The following is a 17,079-nucleotide window of genomic DNA, read 5'->3' on the forward strand; positions in this document are numbered from 1 at the left end:
GACGGATGAACGTCTACAAGTCTTATTTAGTGATGACTTGTAGACGTTTTTTGATGTTATTTAGAGAGGCGAAACACATTCTATGAAACTAGAAGGTGTTTATCAATGAAATCCTCATTCAAACGTTATGTAATCGGCAAACCATTAAGATCCGATGAGTTAGGGGAACAAAAGCTTAGTAAAGCAAAGGCATTGGCAATCTTATCGTCCGATGCTTTGTCTTCAGTAGCCTATGGACCAGAACAAATTTTAATTGTTCTTATGACAGTGGGCACACTTGCCCTTTGGTATTCTTTACCGATTGCCGTTGGAGTGGTCGTTCTGCTTGTGGCACTGATTTTATCTTATCGTCAGGTTATTTTTGCTTATCCACATGGTGGTGGCGCTTATGTAGTATCGCGAGAAAATTTAGGAGTGAATGCAGGTCTTGTAGCTGGAGGCTCTTTGCTTGTTGATTATATTTTAACAGTAGCAGTTAGTGTTTCAGCAGGTACAGATGCTATTACATCGGCATTTCCAAGCCTTCATCCATACAATGTACCCATTGCTATCGTTTTTGTGATTTTCTTAACAATTTTAAACCTACGAGGTGTAACAGAGTCAGCCTCTATCTTGGCATACCCAGTCTATCTATTTGTAGGCGTTATGCTCTTGTTAATTGGGATTGGGCTCTATCAGGTTACAACTGGTCAGGTGCCAGCAGAGCTGCATCCAAAGGTTGGTACACCAGTGGCAGGGATTAGCTTATTTATTTTATTAAAGGCATTTGCCTCAGGTAGCTCAGCGTTAACCGGGGTAGAAGCTATTTCTAATGCTATTCCTAATTTTAGAAATCCTGCTCCTAATAATGCAGCAAAAACACTTTTAGCGATGGGCGCCATTTTAGCTGTTTTATTTATTGGTATTGTAAGTTTAGCTTATTTTTATGGGATTGCCCCAACGGCAGAGGCAACAGTAGTTTCCCAACTGGCAGAAGCTAGTGTTGGTCGGAATTTCCTTTATTATATTGTACAGGGGACTACGGCAATGATTTTAGTACTTGCCGCAAACACAGGGTATTCAGCCTTTCCATTGCTTGCTGTGAATTTATCGAAGGATGGTTTTATCCCAAGAATATTCCAAATTCGTGGAGATCGTCTTGGTTATTCAAATGGCATCATGATGCTAGGTGTTGCGGCCATTGTCTTAATTATTCTTTTTGATGGAGCCACAGAGCATTTAATTCCGCTATATGCTGTTGGGGTATTTATTCCGTTTACATTAGCGCAAACGGGAATGATGCGAAAATGGTGGCGCGAAAAACCTAAAGGTTGGGTAGCAAAATTTTCTATCAATACAATTGGAGCAGCGATCTCTTTCATTGTAGCTATGATGTTCTTTGTGACAAAAATGCCCCAAGTATGGCCAGTGTTCGTCTTTTTACCAATCATTATTTTTGTATTTCATCGGATTAAGCACCATTATCAAGCCGTTGGAGAACAATTGAGATTGAATCAGGAGGAGCTGACTACTATTGAGGGAAATGTGTTCATTGTGCCAGTCGCTGGTATAACAAAGGTAGTTGAAAACTCTCTTCATTATGCTAAATCACTTAAGGTGGATAAAGTGATCGCCTTTTATGTAGCTTTCGATCAAGCAGAAGCAAAAGCTTTTGAAGAGAAGTGGAACGCATGGCAACCTGATGTACGGTTAGTGACTTACTATTCACCATATCGTAGCATTACACAGCCATTGATGAAATTTATTGATAAAGTAGAGCACCATTGTACTAAAACAAATCATAAAGTGACGGTTGTGATTCCTCAATTTCTACCGAAAAAAGGGTGGCATCATATGCTACACAACCAATCGAGTCTACTCATTCGTACGACACTGTTATTTCACAGAAATGTCGTCATTATGACAGTCCCTTTTCATTTATCAAAATAATGCTAGCAAGCTAGAAAATAGTCTGTTATAATCAGTACGTTGATTGAAAACACGAACGTTTGCAATTGAAAAGTTGCGAAATACCATTAAATTCCGAAAAATCAAACTTTATTTCGTAAAAGTTATAGGTTCTTGCCGAATAAAGTGATAAATTGGATATTCTGATAGTTTCATACAAATCCACTCATATAATAGCGAGAATAGGGCTCGCAAGTTTCTACCGATTTACCGTAAATAAATCGACTATGGGTAGCAATGCTTTTAGAGAACTTCAATTATAATGATGTTTTCTATTCGTTTCGACGTTTTTACGCTGAATGCTTTGCTCCACTCGTAGCTGAATGGAAACAAGGTATTTAGCGTTTTTTATTACTCTGAAAGAAAGAAGGATATAAAAGAAATGAAGTTATTACAAGACAAAATTATGCAAGAGGGTAAAGTATTATCTTCATCCGTATTAAAAGTTGATTCATTTTTAAACCATCAAATTGATCCAATATTAATGAAGGAAATTGGGCATGAATTCGCAAACCGTTTCTCTGATCAAGTGATTACAAAGATTTTAACAATAGAATCTTCAGGTATTGCACCATCTGTTATGTTAGGGTTAGAAATTGGCGCGCCTGTCGTGTTTGCTCGTAAACGCAAATCGTTAACACTTTCAGATAACCTTTATTCATCAAAGGTACATTCGTTTACAAAAAATGAAACAAATGAGATCTCTGTATCACGTAATTTCTTAAATGAGGACGATAATATTTTAATTGTTGATGATTTCTTAGCAAATGGTGAAGCTGTCAAAGGCTTACTAGATATTGCTGCACAAGCTGGTGCGCATGTTGTGGGTGTGGGCATCGTTATTGAAAAGGGCTTCCAAGATGGTGGAAAATTATTGCGTGAGCAGGGAGTTCGCGTTGAGTCATTAGCGATTGTAGACTCTCTTGAAGATGGCAATGTAACATTTGCTACGGAGGCTCGCTCGTAATGAATACCTTTAAATCAACTGCGCTAGCGATTCAACATTTACTTGCGATGTATGCTGGAGCCATTTTAGTGCCACTGATTATTGGTGGAGCAATTGGCTTTGATTCAACACAAATGACGTATTTAGTAGCAATTGATATTATGATGTGCGGGATTGCAACACTTTTACAGGTATATTCAGGTAAATTCATCGGGATTGGCTTACCTGTAGTACTTGGCTGTACATTCACAGCAGTAAGTCCAATTATTGCGATCGGCACCAATCCAGAGCAAGGTATTACAGATATTTATGGTTCTATTATTGCCTCTGGTGTAATTGTAATGATTATTGCGGGCTTCTTCGGCAAGCTTGTGAAATTCTTCCCTCCAGTAGTAACTGGATCCGTTGTTTCGATTATCGGTATTTCCTTATTACCAGTAGCTTTAAACAATATGGCAGGTGGACAAGGTGCTGAGGATTTTGCTTCTGCTTCTAATGTGGCATTAGCGTTTATTACATTAATCATTATTTTAATCGTGTATCGTTTTTCTACAGGTTTTGTTCGTGCGATTTCTATTCTGATTGGATTAGTAGTAGGTACCGTTTTAGGTGCATTCATGGACAAAGTGGATTTCACGCCAGTAGCGGATGCTAATGTATTTCACATGGTACAACCTTTCTACTTTGGCATGCCAACATTTGATGTAACGGCAATTATCACCATGACACTTGTAGCAATGGTATCTTTAGTAGAGTCATCTGGTGTCTATTTTGCACTAAGTGATATTTGTAATAAAAAATTAGATTCAAAGGATTTAGCTCGCGGCTATCGTTCAGAAGGTCTAGCTTCAGTAATCGGTGGTATTTTCAATGCCTTTCCTTACACAACATTCTCACAAAACGTGGGACTTACGCGTATGTCAGGCGTTAAGGACCGTAAAGTCATTTACATCACTGGTGGATTATTAGTAGCACTTGGCTTCCTACCGAAAATCGCAGCGTTAACAACGATTATTCCAACATCCGTACTAGGTGCAGCGATGCTTGCGATGTTCGGAATGGTGATTACACAAGGTATGGGGATGCTTGTACCAGTTATGAATGAGTCAGCTGAGAATGCGATGATTGCTGCGATTGCAGTAAGCTTAGGGGTCGGTGTATCAGTCGTTCCTGGCATTTTTGATGCACTACCAGAAAAAGTGTCTATTTTAACATCCAACGGTATCGTCTGTGGTTCTGTCACAGCGATTATCCTTAATATTTTATTCAATATGATTGGGCCTAAGCATAAGCAAGACCCGATGCATGGTGAAGTATAAAGGGAAAATTAAATAACTTTCATCTAAATACCCCACATGTTTTGATGAAAAGAACGTTGTAAAGTCGCCTATCTTTTGGCTATTAATTTAGTTGAAAGTAGGTGGCTTTTTTGTATGCGTAAAAGATTATTCTTTAGAAGAACAAGCTAAATTGAAATTCAGGTTATTAAGTTTTTTCTTATTTTTATTCTGCCAAAAAGGAGAAAGAAGTTAGAAAAGTATACTTCATAACTTATGATGAGCACTATATATTTTTTGTTCAATGGTTAGAGCTCTTGAATATAAAATAACTAAAGAAATGAAATAGTAGTCGCAAAATTGACATCAGACGTATTCGGAAGAAATTTAACTTTTTGTAATTGGATTAATTTGATATATGAATTAATTGTGAAAATTGGGAAAAAAGTAATATTTACCATTTATGTAAAATTGATTATAATAATATTTGTGATACATATTATGAAAATGGAGGTATTAATTTACATGTTAAAAAAACTTATATTAGGTGCAACAACAGTAGGATTGTCTTTAGGGATTGCTGCCAATGCAAATGCAGAAGAACCTATTGAAACTAATTTACCACATCAAGGGAATACAGTGATTAGCATAGATCTTCCTATTACTACTTTTAGTAATCAAATATATGAAAGAGTTTTTGAGCTGTATCCTAAAAGCCAGTATCAGATGGCAGCAGATACTCCTAAAACAAAATTTGTGTATAAACAACTAAATAATGGAAATAAATACGGAGGAACACTAAGCAAAGAAACCACAACCATTGAACACGGTGGCGTAAATGGTGACTATTGGAAAGTCTGGTATTCTGGTATGCTATCAAGATATCTTGATTAGTTTTTAGTAAGAGGCTGGGACAAAACTAGCTGATATTCAAGATAAAAGGGAAATCGATGTTGTTCGATTTCCCTTTTTACTTATTTGACTAAGTTTTTTGATTTTCTTTACCTCATTTCTTGATTAATGGCAATATATTTCCGAACTGCCATTAATGCTAAACGTATTTCGTTTTCAACCTTCGATTTTCCTCGTATTAAAAACCGAATGGAACTCAAATTAGCCTTTAAGAATCCAAAAACTGGGTCCGCATCGACTTTGCGTTTTCGATAGATGGCACTCGTTTTCTCTTCCGAAAGCTTGACTCTAACATATTCTTTTTGCTGTTTCCATTTTTCATTCACCATGATTTTCTAATTGGTGCCTTCCTTTGCTTTTGTACAAGATGAACGGAATGAACATCCTAAACAGTCTTCTCATGAACGTACGTTGAAAGCATGTACAATATTCCGTACAGATGGATATTCCAATTCTAGACGTTTCTGATGTTGGGTTATGTCCCAGTCTCTTTTTGATCGTATTCATAATATTGTGAGTGACCTGAAGTAATAACATCCTATTTTCGAAAATTAAGCTATAAAAATGTGACATTTCATGCTAATGGATTATGGAGCTGGCGAGAGTCGAGATTTTCACCCTCCATTTCCTATCATTTCTGAACATTGTTTTTTACAATTAAATAAAAAATCCTTTTAGCAGTCTAGTACTTACTTCAAGATAATATGGAAATACGCTAAATTTATTTTTATTGATACTTGTATCAATAGCACTACTTTCCCTTGTTTACATATAATCATCATTATTAATTATTTTACTCACTTTAAAATGATTTTTTCTTTCGAATCTGTTTCATACCATTGGTCAAACAAGAACCACTTTCCAAAAATATATAAATTTGTGTCTAAGTGCGATTAACATATCTCATAAGCAATACTTAGGTAGTATTATATCGCGCAATTAGTTTAGAAGAGCACTTTTAAAGCAATGCCATCTGCAATGTTTAAAATTAGGTTATAAGGGGAATTTAAAAATGAGGATGGTTTTTAATAGAATGTAATTCTCTCTTTCAACATACACTTATATATAACTACTCTGAGAAAGGTCTAGTACAAATGCAAAGTATCGTTTTAATATTAATTCTTCAATTAGTTTATGTACCTTTTTTAACATTGCGAACAATATTTTTGGTAAAGAATATCACGTTCCTTGCTGCGATATTTGGTATGCTGGAGATGTTAGTGTATGTATTTGGCCTTTCACTCGTTTTTAGTGGGAAGCAAAGCATGTTATCTATGGTTGTCTATGCAGTTGGATTTGGATTAGGTATATTTTTAGGAGCAAAAATAGAACGTAAGCTAGCGATAGGCTATGTTTATACAACCATTAATACGCAAAATAAGAATGAAGAGCTTGTGAAATTTCTTCGTAACGAAGGGTTTGCAGTCACGATTTATATCGGAGAAGGGCGAGATAGTAATCGCTATAAATATGAAATTTTAACGAAGAGAAATCGTGAAGGGGAGCTCTTTCAAATAGTAGAGCAATTTGAGCCGAATGCCTTTATTATCTCGTATGAGCCTAAATCATTTAAGGGCGGCTTTTTGCTTGCTCGTATGAAGGCTAAGCAAAAATAATTTAATAAGGAAGGACCTCTGCTAAATGCCGAGGTCCCTTTTTTAGGATGTTAATTAAATTTTGTTTCTACCCAGTCTTTAAATAAACTAAAGTCTGTGTAGACAATTTCCTTGTAGCTCATGGCTTGTAAAATTGTATGCTCTATAAATACATCACGCTCTTTGCCGATCGCTTTTAAAATCTCCTCCTCACTGTGATAGGTAAAAACATGAGAATAATCGATATCAGCTCGTGCATGTATTTTAGCAGCAATTTTCCCCATAAGTGATGTTGTAGTAAAGTAATCCTCTACATCCTTATAGTTTTTAGGCTTAATCTTCTTTTTATAAGGAGAACGTTCACGAATATAAAATTCCTGTCCATTCATCGTGATAAAGGCTAAATGTGGGTCCTCTAAATGGTGCATAGCTTTTTGAGTTCCGACTACACGTGCTCCCTGATGCTCATAATGAGCCCAAAATAGTTCCTGATAAGGGAGGAAGTAGGCAGGAATTGCTGTACGTACCTCTTTCATTTCTAACACTAAATCCTCGACTCCTGACGCACCTTTTTCGTCTTCCACTAAAATATAGTAACGTTTTAAACCGATAGAAGCTGTACCAGAGCCATACTTATAAGCTATGTCCCTAATTTTATATGTAGATAGTGCGTTTGAAATGGCGCTGTATTCTTCACTAGTAACAGGTTGAATTTCTTCATTCCATAAGAAGGCACGCTGACCATCCTCATTTACATACGAAATATCCTGTAAAAAATGAGATCGCTGGCGTTTATCAAGCTTTTTCAATAATCTCTTTGCTGGTCCCTTTGTATTGTCCTTTGTGAACATCAAGGTTAAAGGATTATCCTGCTTACGCTGGAATCGTTTTAGCTGATCTATGTAGCTACGGAGAAAATACTGAATAGCCGTTTCCTGAGTTGTCTTATGTAAGCCTTGTTCTTCTAAATAGAGCGCAATACTGACGCTCATGCGAATAATATCGTATAAATAAGAGCCGACATAGCCCTCATCGAAATCATTAACATCAAAAACAATCTCGCCTGCCTCATTTTGAAAAGCACCGAAGTTATCCATATGCATATCACCTTGAATCCAAGTTGGTTTTCTATCAGGAGTATGGAAGATTGAGGCGGATTTTGTCATATCAAAATAAAATAGATAGGCACTTCCACGGAAAAAGCGAAATGGGCTTTCAAGCATTTTACGGTATTTTTCCAAGCGCTGTCCCTCTGTTAAACTCATTCGTTGAACATCAAATTCTTCAAAGATTGTTTCTAAGTGTTCTTGTCTTAAAAAAGTTCTAGTATGTTTAACTTGTTCCAATAAAGCATGCTCCATACAATAATCCCCTTTGTTAAATCAAAATTTACCTGTATATACGAAAAATAATTGAATAGGTTTCGAAGAAATTTAGCAAATGTTCTCGATAAAAATGGTTATACATCTAAGGGTATTTCATAACATGTTCGATAACCTATTTTCATACTATAAGACATGCTTAATCACGGAGGGGGGTTATATGTATTTCTTTACAAAAGGTCTTGTCATTATAGTAGGAAGTATTTCATTGTCGTTAGGAATTAATTTATTTTTAACGCCATATGAAATTTTAGATGGGGGAGTAGTAGGGTTAGCGCTTATATTACATTATCTATATAAGCTCAAAATCGGTTTAATGATCATTATTATTAGTATTCCTATTTTTATTATTGCTTGGTTTAAATATAGAGCCTATTTTTACAATAGTATACACGGCTTAATAGCATCTTCCGTAATTATTGATTTGTTAAAGCCTGTGCGAAATCTTGTCCAAATGGATGCGCTTTACAGTGCAATTTTGGGAGGTATACTTGTTGGCTTCGGCATTGGTCTGATGCTGCGTTTTCAGACAAGCACAGGGGGGACAGACTTAATCGCTCAATTTATCTGTGACAAGACAGGTATTAATGTTGGAATATTAATATTTTTTATTGACTCCATTGTTATTGTTATAGGAGGCTTCCTACTATCCACATCGACCTTCCTATTATCCATTATTACCGTATTGGTAGTAGGCATTACGACAAGCGTTATTACTAGTCGAAGTCGAGTATCAGGAACGTAAAAATAGTCCCAGTATAAAACTGAAACTATTTTGGCGTCTGATTATCAAGTGTTTTCATTAGCTTCTTTTTAGGATGTGCTGGTTTGATCTCTGCAATGAGTATAGCTAGTAAAATAAGTACTGCACCTACGACCATGCGACTTGTTAAGATTTCATGCAAAAAGATGACGGATAACACCATACCGAAAAAGGATTCAGTCGATAGGATAATCGCAGCTTTAGTAGCAGTTGTATATTGATTGGCTACATTTTGGAAGAGGTAAGCAATTGTCGTAGAAAAAATACCTAGGTAAATAATCGAATAGATTGCTTCTTTTTCGAGTGATGTCGGGATATCCCCTTGGCTAATGACGACTAGAACACCTATAAAGGATGCCGTCAGAAATTGAATAATGGTAAGAGCAATGGCATCTTCTTTTTGAACAAAAAGATTAGTATAAAAGATATCAAAGGCAAAAGCAACGGCACATGCTAGAGAAAGTGCATCCCCAACATTCATTGTTAATGAGCCTTGTAGTGATAAAAAGCCGATTCCTGCAATCGCAATTAGAGAACCAATGATTTCATAGCCGTCAATGCGGCGTTTATAAACCGCATAGGCTATTAAAGGAACAATAATAACATTCACTGCGGTTAAAAAGGCATTTTTAGACGGTGTTGTATATTGGAGTCCAACGGTTTGAAGGGCGAATGCTATATACAGAATTGTACCTAATAAAGCTCCCTTCCAAATAACAGATTTCGAAGCTTTTTTTAATCGAGAACCAAATAAAACCAATAATATAATGGAAGCTAATAAAAATCTACCAGCCATCACTTGATAAGCTGTTAAATATTCTAAGGCAATAGCCGTTATAACAAATCCACTACCCCACACGATTGCAGTAATCAATAGCATGCCATCAGCTATGTAAGTTTTCATGTTTTCTTCCTCCTGACTTCAATAGAATAGCATAGGAGTGAGGAAAAGAATTTGATTTTATTTCTAAATATTCAGGCGTTTTTTTGTACTTATTCCAAAGCGATTACTCAAAACCTATCTTGCTATGTAATAAGTACAATTTAACGGCTGCAGCTAAGTGTTCATAAAAAACATAATCATTATCTGTCGGTGCTACTAAATGACGTATTTTAGCCATACGATAGCGAATTGTATTTGGATGACAAAATTGTGCTACGGCAACTTCCTTAATATTTCCTTTTTTTACGATATAGGTTATGGCAGTTTCCATTAAATCGGGATCAGCCTTATCATCAAGTAAAGGAGCTAAAAAAGAAGTAACATAATCCATTGCAAATATTGGATCTTTACGATACAACTCAATTAATAAACGATCCGATGCCAGATGCTTATAATGAAGGCTAGGCAGCATGTCAATCTCAGCTAATATACTAGCAAAGAAGGCTTCGCGTAAAGCAATAGGGAAGCCAGTTTGAGTATCGTAGCTACTACTATAGCCAAAAGTGATCTTTTCCGTTGGGATGGCATATAATGCTAACCATTCATGTAACACCTTGTCAAATTGAAACAGCTGGGATGGATGTGTCATGATGATAAAAAGGCTCTGCTTATAAGAACAAATCAGACCTGATTTAAGTAGTGGCTCTAACGAAAAAATAGCTTGCATCCAGTTATGGTGAGATGTGTCACTTGCTCGTAAAGTTGCTACAAATACATATTTTTCAAAGGGTCTATTGAGCTGCTGTAAAATGGATTTGATTTGCTCTTGTGTAATATCTTCCTCCATTAATCTCCGTAAGATCGTTTCTAAAAAGAATGAATAATCCTGTGTTTTAGCGTAGGCCATTGTTTCTAAAATAATCTTCTCAAAAAACTCATCTCCACCAAATCTTAAAATAGGAAAATCTTGTTCCTCTGCATAAGTCAAAACCTCTTCAGGTAAATCTCTGAAAATAACAGGCTTATAAGCTAAGGCACTCGCCCCGAGCTCCACTAGATTTTTTACTGCATTTAATAAATACTCAGGCTTTTGTTTGGCAAATAATAAACTACTTAATACAACGCTGTTGGGCGTGAAAATTGTATCTCGCACATGGTGTATGTCTGGTGAAAATTCAAAGTCTAAAATCTCTACATTTTGAACAGCTTTATGCAAACCGTTGTGGCCAGCGACAACAGTGAAATTCTTTGTAATGGGTAATTGTAAAAAATTTTCTACATTCATAAACGGACCATTGCCTTTCTTGTAGTAAGGTACTAACTTCTATTATAAATTTACTTGTTCATAAAAAACCATTTGTATTCATGCAAATGGATATCCACCACAAAAAAATCTACTCATTCAGCGGTAAACCGTGAAGTGAGCAGATTTCAGTACTTATCGTTTAAATGTTAGCAAAAATATTAGGCTTTCTATTTCTCAGTGGATTCGTTTGCTCAACGGCATACCCTACATTTAAAATGCGTCCTTCTTTAAAGGCAGGGCCAATAATTTGTAGCCCTATTGGTAAATTCCCTTTAAAGCCACAAGGAACGGAAAGGGCAGGTAAGCCAGTTAAGTTGCTAGGGCCTGTAAAGCGAATAATATTATCAATTAAATCCACTTTTTGACCATTTAACTCTGCGAAATCATCACCAATTGTATTAGCCACAACAGGTAGAGTAGGGGTAATAAGCACATCTACCTTATTAAAAATCTCTGTAAACTCCTGTTTGATTTGACGACGTACCTGTTGTGCCTGTAAGTAATCGACTGCAGAAGGCAATTCACCGAGCTCAAAGAGTAGGCGTATATCGTCACCAAAATCTTGTGGTCTCTCTTGTAAATCGGAATGGTGTATAGCTGCCGCCTCCGAAAGGGACGTCACAAGCTCTGCCCATTCTGCATATTGTAATGAAGGAATTCGCACTACTTCCACTTTCGCACCTTGATCTACTAAGTTTTGAATACTTGCTCGAACAGCTTTTTCAATATCAGCATCCACATTTTTAAAGAAGTATTCTTCATTGATACCAATCACTAAATCCTTGATATTGCCAGAAAGCTGCTGCACGTAGTTATCTGTTGGAACGTCAATGCAAGTAGGGTCTCGATGATCAAAGCCAGAAATGACTTCAAGCAAGCCTGCTGCATCCTTTACTGTCTTTGTCATTGGGCCAATATGGTCTAAACTCCAAGCGAGTGGGTAACAGCCATATTTACTTACACGACCGTGTGTAGGTTTTAAACCAACAATGCCACAAGCAGAGGATGGAATTCGAATGGAACCAGCTGTATCCGTTCCTAATGAAGCAACACTGGCCCCTGCTGCAACAGCCGCCCCAGAGCCGCCGCTAGAACCGCCAGGGATTTTATCTAAATCCCATGGGTTGCGAACAGGTCCGTAATGAGGATTGTTATTGGTAATTCCCCAAGCATATTCATGCATGCTTAGTTTTCCAGTGAAAATTACACCAGCGTCACGGAGTTTTTCAACCACTGTCGCATCATAATCAGAAACGAAGTCCTTATGAATTTTTGAGGACATCGTTGTTATCTTATCTTTGAAATACAAGTTATCTTTTAAGGCCATCGGAATCCCATGATACATGCCTTTATAGTGGCCTTGGAGAATTTCCTGTTCCACTTCTTTTGCCTTTGCTAAAGCTTCTTCCCTGTAAAAGGCCATATAGGAATTAATTTTAGGCTGACTTTCCTCAGCAAAATCTAAAATCGCCTTCGTTAATTCCACGGGAGATAGTGTCTTCGATGCAAGTAAGGGTGCCAACTCTTCAACGGATTTTAAATGTAAATCAGTTGTCAATATGATCACCTCCAGGAATACTACGTACCGCGATATCTGCATCATCAATCGCAATACCTTCTAAATTGCTACGAAGTGACTGCATGCCCTCCCAGCGTGTTTTTAATAGTTCAAGGTGTTCAGGTTTCGGTGTAATTCCTTTGTTCTCCAATAATTGTTGAATAGACAAGCTCATTAACAGGATCCTCCCTTGAATAATTTTTATATCTAAATAGGTTTCCCTATTAAGATCGATAGGGTAAAAACGCAAAATATTATAATAGGTAATATAAACCTATTGTTACAATCATACACTAACAATAATTTATATCAAATAAATTATTTGTAATATATTTAATATTATGAAATATTTACTACGCTAATAAACGGTCAAAGTCTAGTGTGTGTGCTTGCTCTTTTTACATACGATTCACAGTCTATTTACAATCAAAGCGTACAATGAACCATAATAACCAATTGAAGAGGTGCAAGAATGGAGTCTGCTGTGGGGCAAAATATAAAAACTAGTAATATATTTTCTTTTTTAAAATATTTATATGGGCAACATCAAAGCAATACGTTATATATGAAACGTTTAAAAGCATTGAAACAAATTATTCAGCATAACGATTTACATACATATTTTCAACCTATTGTAGATTTACAGTCAAAACAAACGATGGGATTTGAAGCATTAAACCGTCCAGTTTCCTCAGCATTATTTAATAGTGTCGACCAGTTTTATGAGTTTGTTGGACAAACAGATTGTGTATTTTTATTTGAATGTTTTTGTCGAAATCTTTCCTTACAACGATTTAAGGAACGTATGCCTAACGATTTGGCGGATAAAAGCTTCTTAGTCTTTCTTAATATACATCCAAATGTATTAGTAGATAAAAATTACCATTGTGGAGAAACACTGCAATTGCTAAAGGAACTTGGCATTAAACCGCAGCAAGTCGTGTTTGAATTAACTGAGCGTAGTGCCGTGATAGATTTTGTAGAGTTTGAGCGTGTATTATCACATTATCGATCACAGGGCTATCGCATAGCAGTGGACGATGTAGGCTCAGGCTATAATAGTTTAAAAACGCTCATTTATTTAAAGCCAGAATTCATTAAATTAGACCGTTCCTTAATTCAATTTATCGATCAAAACAGCGAACAGCAACAACTCGTTACCTTATTAATGAAGTATGCCGAGCAAGCTAACACTAAAATGATTGCTGAAGGGATTGAGCGACAAGAAGAGCTGGCGTATCTGCATCATATTGGCATTCACTATGCACAAGGTTATGCAATAGGAAAGCCCGCAAAGGAAATACAATTGGGGAAAATAAGGGTGGGTGACAATGAAGATAGGGGAAGTCATTGAAAAGGTTCCATGTATTGATGAATTTGTGAAAAATAAAGAAGTAGATGTACTTTTTACAAGTAATCCTTCATTGCGTAGTATTGTTGTCGTTCGGGATGAAAAACCAATTGGACATATTACACGCACACATTTCTATCAAAAAATAGGTACTCAATATGGCTATCATTTATTTATGGGACGGCAAAATCAACTTATCATTAAAGAAAATCCTTTAATAGTAGATCGCTATACTCCAATCACTGAGGTTAGTACACTAGCGATGTCTAGACCTCCTGAAGACTTATATGATGATATCATTGTGACGAAAAATGACTTATATGACGGAATGGTTAGCATTCGTGAGTTACTGTTAAAGCTTGTTGATACACAAGTAGCTATCGCCAGTTTTTTAAATCCGTTAAGTAGTCTTCCAGGCAATACATTAATCGATGAAAAGCTAGAGGAAGCATTACAGCTAGCACACTATAGTTTGATCTATTTTGATTTAGATCATTTTAAATCCTACAATGACACATATGGCTTTAATAAAGGGGATAAAATTTTACGTTATTTAACAGATATACTAAAAAGATATATCTGTGGGGCGGAAGATTTTTTAGGGCATATTGGTGGCGACGATTTTGTTGCCATCCTTCCGCATTATGAAATAGAAAAGATTTGTCAGAAGATCATAGATGACTTTGATGCCAATATTTTAAGCTTTTATGAGCTAGAGGATTTAGTGTATGTGCAGGTAGCTAATAGAGCGGGTGAGCTAGGTACTCTAACATGTACATCCTTATCCATTGCCGTTATTACGAATGAATATCAGTATTTTAACTCCGTCGAACAATTATCCAATGCGGTCACACACGTGAAAAAGCAGTGTAAAAAAATTGCAGGCAGCTGTTACCTTATCAACGAACAAAAAACCTACTTCGTTCATTAAACGATGTAGGTTTTTCATGTTGTTGAAAAAAGACCATGTCAACGGCAGAAAAAGCAAATTTGTAAGGTGAGAGGTTGATTTCCGTTCCGCCAGCGCCCTTTCCAGGGGGCGTCCGATGAGCCGCTTCACTCACTTACGCTCGCTCCAGGGTCTCATCTGTGACGCTAAATCCCCTAGGAGTGACGCTGGCTCCACTCCAATCAACCATTCTGCAAAGAGTCTTTACTTTTTTTCATAGTAATATAGCGATTAAATAGCCCATTATTTTTAGAGGGAATAAGCTCTTATTTTCAATGTGGGGAAGTGATGTGTGACAACACCTCTCCATAAAGAGTAGTGAAGACCTTCGCCTTATTTGAAAACCTTTGCTAAAAAGGTAATACTTTTGTAGGTTGGAGTCAAGTAGCCTGCAACGGGAATCCATTTCTACCTTTCAATTGACTGTTTTGTTTTTCAACACTAAGAGAAACCTACTTCGTTCATTAAACGATGTAGGTTTTTTGTTCGTCAGTAAGGCATTTTGGGTATAGATTTTGTAGTTAATATGAACAATTTTAAAATTCTGGTAACCATTTTGTCACCAACTTCTATGTTTTTGACTAGAATATTAATACAACTGAAATGAGCAATTCTATCAAGCCTTATAGTTTAGCTGTCTATACGTTAAAAGTTAGCCTCATGAACGTTTTCGATAACTATCTACTATTCCCTTTTATAGGTAGTGACCCCTTAAAGTTAGAGTTTTTATTATGCAGCTAATTGGCTGGCTAGAGTTCGGTATTTTACTGGACTCATGCCAGCCAATTTTTGTTTAATACGTTCATTGTTATAGTAGTCGATATATCGTTCGATTTTTTCCTTCAATTCTTCAAACGGGATTAATACTTCACCGTAATACATCTCTTGTTTAAGTATGCCAAAGAAGTTTTCCATCGCCGCATTATCTGCACATGTCGCTTTGCGAGACATGCTTTGGAAAACCTTGTTTTGCCGTAATGTTTTCACCCATGAATTATGTTGATAATGCCAGCCTTGATCCGAATGAATTGTTGCACGATATGTAGCTTGGTTCTGAATAATTGGTAGAACTTGATGTAGCGATTCTAATACGAAATCCAATGTTGGGCGTTTAGACATACTAAACCCAATAATTTCGCCATTATAGAGATCCATAATTGGACTTAAATAAAGTTTTTCATCTTCTGTACACTTGAATTCTGTTACGTCTGTCACCAGTTTTTGTAAAGTGTTTGGCGTATTGAAACGGCGGTTTAATCGATTATTTGCGACTTTACCCACCTTGCCCTTGTACGATTTATAACGAGATTTACGAACGAATTTTACACACTTTAAGTCCAATTCCTTCATGATTCGCTGTACTTTTTTGTGATTGATGACGTATCCTTGCGCTTTTAATTCTGCATGGATTCGGCGATAACCATATCTACCTTCATGCTTCTCAAATAGCGCTGAAATCAACGTTTTCCATTCTTGATTGGGATCTTCATTTTTTAACTGTTGAATATGGTAATGATACGTTGCTTCTGGGATCTCAATGATTTTCAATACATCTTTCAATCGGAACCCTTCTTCTTTGAGTTCGAATGCCAACGCTGCTTGTGCTTTTCGAGGAAGGCATCCGGATTCGCCTCGAAAGCGTCTAACTTTTTTAAGTACGCAATCTCTAATCGGAGAAGCTCATTTTCACGTTCTAGCTGTTCTTCACGAGACAATGTGTTTGGTTGTTTGACAGGTTTATTTTTAGGATTAGTAGACATAGGTGGCCGTCCCTTCGCTTTTTCTTGCAGGCCTTCTATACCTTCCTTCAAAAATTTACTGTTCCAGTTCGCTATTAAGCCTGGATTATTCATGTTAAATTCAATCGCTGTATCTTGATAAGAAGCACCTGTTTGTTTCATAAAGTGTAATACATCGAGCTTGAATTGAACAGAATAAGCCTTTTTTGTTACTTTTCTACGTAATCCAACTTCTCCAAATTCTTTGAAGGCACGTACCCACCGCTTTATTTGCGAATGATTTGGTATGTCATGTTTTTTCGCTAATAATTTATAACCTAAAGGGCCTTTCATGTATTCATTAACCACATGTATTTTGAATTCTTCGCTGTATTTCGCCATATAAAAACACCCCTAAAGTTTAGATTTTTGACTCTAACTTTAGGGGTGCAGGACCATAATGGCTCCTTTTACTTATTGCTAATAAATATT

At 36.4% G+C, this 17,079-nt stretch carries 16 protein-coding genes and 1 riboswitch; of the genes, 8 read left to right on the forward strand and 8 right to left on the reverse strand.

Annotation, left to right across the window (positions count from 1 at the left end):
- Window positions 1-105: 105 nt before the first annotated feature.
- The 4 genes from NST76_RS01350 to NST76_RS01365 all read left to right on the forward strand — a co-directional run bounded on the left by NST76_RS01350 (window position 106) and on the right by NST76_RS01365 (window position 5,064).
- Entirely contained in the window at window positions 106-1,929 is a 1,824-nt protein-coding gene (locus NST76_RS01350) for an APC family permease (RefSeq protein ID WP_058845211.1), read from the forward strand.
- Between the two features lie 164 nt (window positions 1,930-2,093).
- A riboswitch (purine riboswitch) is annotated at window positions 2,094-2,195 on the forward strand.
- A 134-nt stretch (window positions 2,196-2,329) separates the two neighbouring features.
- Window positions 2,330-2,914, forward strand: a complete 585-nt coding sequence (locus tag NST76_RS01355) for a xanthine phosphoribosyltransferase (protein ID WP_058845212.1) — start codon at window positions 2,330-2,332, stop codon at window positions 2,912-2,914.
- Window positions 2,914-4,212, forward strand: a complete 1,299-nt coding sequence (locus NST76_RS01360; RefSeq protein WP_036121997.1) for a nucleobase:cation symporter-2 family protein — start codon at window positions 2,914-2,916, stop codon at window positions 4,210-4,212. The genes NST76_RS01355 and NST76_RS01360 overlap by 1 nt, the downstream gene beginning before the upstream one ends.
- A 483-nt stretch (window positions 4,213-4,695) precedes the next feature.
- Window positions 4,696-5,064 (forward strand): hypothetical protein, encoded by a 369-nt coding sequence (locus NST76_RS01365; protein ID WP_058845213.1) that lies wholly within the window; start codon window positions 4,696-4,698, stop codon window positions 5,062-5,064.
- A gap of 107 nt (window positions 5,065-5,171) precedes the next feature.
- Here NST76_RS01365 and NST76_RS01370 read toward each other — a convergent pair whose 3' ends face one another.
- The gene (locus NST76_RS01370) at window positions 5,172-5,411 is read right to left on the reverse strand and encodes a transposase (RefSeq protein WP_058845214.1); all 240 of its coding nucleotides are present in this window, start codon (window positions 5,409-5,411) and stop codon (window positions 5,172-5,174) included.
- A 765-nt stretch (window positions 5,412-6,176) separates the two neighbouring features.
- Here NST76_RS01370 and NST76_RS01375 point away from each other — a divergent pair.
- The gene (locus NST76_RS01375) at window positions 6,177-6,698 is read left to right on the forward strand and encodes a DUF2179 domain-containing protein (RefSeq protein WP_004227692.1); all 522 of its coding nucleotides are present in this window, start codon (window positions 6,177-6,179) and stop codon (window positions 6,696-6,698) included.
- A 50-nt stretch (window positions 6,699-6,748) separates the two neighbouring features.
- On the opposite strand, the gene NST76_RS01380 is transcribed toward NST76_RS01375, so the two are convergent.
- Complete coding sequence (locus tag NST76_RS01380) at window positions 6,749-8,038, reverse strand: DUF2252 family protein (RefSeq protein ID WP_342544529.1); 1,290 nt, start codon at window positions 8,036-8,038, stop codon at window positions 6,749-6,751.
- A 181-nt stretch (window positions 8,039-8,219) separates the two neighbouring features.
- Here NST76_RS01380 and NST76_RS01385 point away from each other — a divergent pair, with 181 nt between their 5' ends.
- On the forward strand, window positions 8,220-8,804 hold the full coding sequence (locus tag NST76_RS01385) for a YitT family protein (RefSeq protein ID WP_058845215.1): 585 nt from the start codon (window positions 8,220-8,222) through the stop codon (window positions 8,802-8,804).
- A 25-nt stretch (window positions 8,805-8,829) separates the two neighbouring features.
- Here NST76_RS01385 and NST76_RS01390 read toward each other — a convergent pair whose 3' ends face one another.
- The 4 genes from NST76_RS01390 to NST76_RS01405 all read right to left on the reverse strand — a co-directional run bounded on the left by NST76_RS01390 (window position 8,830) and on the right by NST76_RS01405 (window position 12,744).
- Window positions 8,830-9,726: a DMT family transporter gene (locus NST76_RS01390; protein ID WP_058845216.1), complete on the reverse strand. Its 897-nt coding sequence runs from the start codon at window positions 9,724-9,726 to the stop codon at window positions 8,830-8,832.
- A gap of 103 nt (window positions 9,727-9,829) precedes the next feature.
- The gene (locus tag NST76_RS01395) at window positions 9,830-10,990 is read right to left on the reverse strand and encodes a PucR family transcriptional regulator ligand-binding domain-containing protein (protein ID WP_036121985.1); all 1,161 of its coding nucleotides are present in this window, start codon (window positions 10,988-10,990) and stop codon (window positions 9,830-9,832) included.
- Window positions 10,991-11,150: 160 nt separating this feature from the next.
- A complete protein-coding gene (locus NST76_RS01400; protein ID WP_036121982.1) occupies window positions 11,151-12,569 on the reverse strand; it encodes an amidase in 1,419 nt (472 codons plus the stop codon).
- Window positions 12,559-12,744: a hypothetical protein gene (locus tag NST76_RS01405; protein ID WP_009373346.1), complete on the reverse strand. Its 186-nt coding sequence runs from the start codon at window positions 12,742-12,744 to the stop codon at window positions 12,559-12,561. The genes NST76_RS01400 and NST76_RS01405 overlap by 11 nt, the downstream gene beginning before the upstream one ends.
- 297 nt (window positions 12,745-13,041) lie before the next feature.
- Here NST76_RS01405 and NST76_RS01410 point away from each other — a divergent pair, with 297 nt between their 5' ends.
- Both NST76_RS01410 and NST76_RS01415 read left to right on the forward strand, forming a co-directional pair.
- Entirely contained in the window at window positions 13,042-13,923 is an 882-nt protein-coding gene (locus tag NST76_RS01410; RefSeq protein WP_058845217.1) for an EAL domain-containing protein, read from the forward strand.
- Window positions 13,901-14,851, forward strand: coding sequence for a GGDEF domain-containing protein (locus NST76_RS01415; protein WP_058845218.1), 951 nt, complete (start codon window positions 13,901-13,903; stop codon window positions 14,849-14,851). The genes NST76_RS01410 and NST76_RS01415 overlap by 23 nt, the downstream gene beginning before the upstream one ends.
- Window positions 14,852-15,598: 747 nt before the next feature.
- On the opposite strand, the gene NST76_RS01420 is transcribed toward NST76_RS01415, so the two are convergent.
- Both NST76_RS01420 and NST76_RS01425 read right to left on the reverse strand, forming a co-directional pair.
- The gene (locus NST76_RS01420) at window positions 15,599-16,540 is read right to left on the reverse strand and encodes an IS3 family transposase (RefSeq protein ID WP_340812710.1); all 942 of its coding nucleotides are present in this window, start codon (window positions 16,538-16,540) and stop codon (window positions 15,599-15,601) included.
- Entirely contained in the window at window positions 16,426-16,989 is a 564-nt protein-coding gene (locus NST76_RS01425; RefSeq protein ID WP_340834099.1) for a helix-turn-helix domain-containing protein, read from the reverse strand. Before NST76_RS01425 ends, NST76_RS01420 begins: the two co-directional genes overlap by 115 nt.
- Window positions 16,990-17,079: the final 90 nt, after the last annotated feature.

Source organism: Lysinibacillus sp. FSL W7-1291, assembly GCF_038593415.1.
In the GTDB taxonomy this organism is placed as follows: domain Bacteria; phylum Bacillota; class Bacilli; order Bacillales_A; family Planococcaceae; genus Lysinibacillus; species Lysinibacillus fusiformis_D.